Here is a 1,324-nt window from a genome sequence, read left to right as displayed (position 1 = left end):
AATGGTTTTTCAAGGGATTCTGCCACCATATGCAACACCTCAGCCTTTTCCTCTTGGCTAGCCTCATCAAGAAAGAGTTTTATATCATTGGTGCGTGGGCAGAGGAGATTAAAGTAGTAAACTTGTGCCTCTGGCGGCAAAGCTTCGATAAGTTTTTCGATGTTCCCGCTCTTCATTTCACTGTGCCCCTGCAAGAATTTTGAGATGCCAGAGGTGCTTATGTCAGTTTTCTCGGATAAATAAACGCCCGTTATGCCACAGTCTTGCATGGTCTTTTGCAATGCTTTGTTAAGTTTCATCATGTCTAAAATTTTCAGGAATATGATAATGTTGAGTCACTCCTTAATATTCTCAGAGGACTTCGAGAGGTATTAAGGCGTGAGACAATCGTATCATAAAGCAAAAAACCCCAACAATTAGTGGGGTTTCAAATCGTTCAAAAAGATAAGTTACACAAATTATGACAGAAAAGCTTTCAAGTCAGCGTTCTTGTTTGCTCACATCTTTTACTGTAAATCAGCTTTTTGAGGCAGAATTAACTGCTGCCGAGTGGCGCTTATGGGCTTACCTTGCATCTCTTGAGCCTTTAAGTGACTTGCCGGACATTGCTGTAATTATAAAAGAAGCGCGAATAAAAAAGAGTACTTTTTACACTGCGATCGCCAAGCTTCACAAGTACGAATTAGTACCCAAGCGGCTTAAAATTGCCAGCTATGACAAACCAGAAAGCAGAATTCGTGAAACACTGCGCTCCCAGCTAGAAGGGCTTAGCGAAGTTATAACACCAACAGGAAGAATCGACATACTGACCGATACAGAAATCATTGAGGTAAAAGGTGTTAGGGAGTGGAAATCAGCATTAGGACAAATTTTGGTTTACTCTGCGCTTTATCCAAGTCACAAAAAGCGTATTCACTTATTTGGTGAAGCCGAAGAACTAAAAAAGTTGCCTGACATAGAAGCTGCCTGCTTACCGTTTGGTGTTCTCGTTACTGGCGAGGAGATAGAGTGATGCTGCAACAGTCGGTTAAGTTTTCTCAGCACTCTTTCGTTCAGTTGGACGATTCTATTGTAGAAATCTTGGCAAGCGACCAGTTAACAAAAACTGATCATCGCCTATTTTGGTACTTGTTTAAGTTGGAACGTTGGGGCGATCGCTTCGTAGAATTACCATCTCAAACAGAAATTGCCTTAGAGTTAGGCGTTCGGCGTGAAACTATCAACCAATCCCAAGCAAGGCTACAAAACCTTGGGTTGTTTGACTTCAAGATAATCAAGTGGCAGGTTAAAAACCTTGTCGGTTGCAGGTCAACTAAATCTAACA

The 1,324-nt window shown here is 41.5% G+C and carries 3 protein-coding genes; 2 read left to right on the top strand and 1 reads right to left on the bottom strand.

Annotated elements, in window-relative coordinates; translation table 11 throughout:
* The coding region (locus ACM0OZ_RS48865) for a helix-turn-helix domain-containing protein (protein WP_414590162.1) at positions 1-302 on the bottom strand (302 nt) is incomplete at its 3' end.
* 158 nt (positions 303-460) lie between these two features.
* On the opposite strand from ACM0OZ_RS48865, the gene ACM0OZ_RS48860 reads away from it, so the two are divergent.
* On the top strand, positions 461-1,012 hold the full coding sequence (locus tag ACM0OZ_RS48860) for a hypothetical protein (protein WP_414590161.1): 552 nt from the start codon (positions 461-463) through the stop codon (positions 1,010-1,012).
* Positions 1,012-1,324: hypothetical protein (locus ACM0OZ_RS48855; protein ID WP_414590160.1), on the top strand; the 313-nt coding region annotated here is incomplete at its 3' end. The genes ACM0OZ_RS48860 and ACM0OZ_RS48855, both read left to right, overlap by 1 nt.

It is taken from the genome of Scytonema sp. PCC 10023, from assembly GCF_963920835.1.
Lineage (GTDB): Bacteria > Cyanobacteriota > Cyanobacteriia > Cyanobacteriales > Nostocaceae > Kalymmatonema.
Note: the sequence above shows the minus strand (reverse complement) of the source record. Positions and strands in the feature narration are given on the sequence as shown.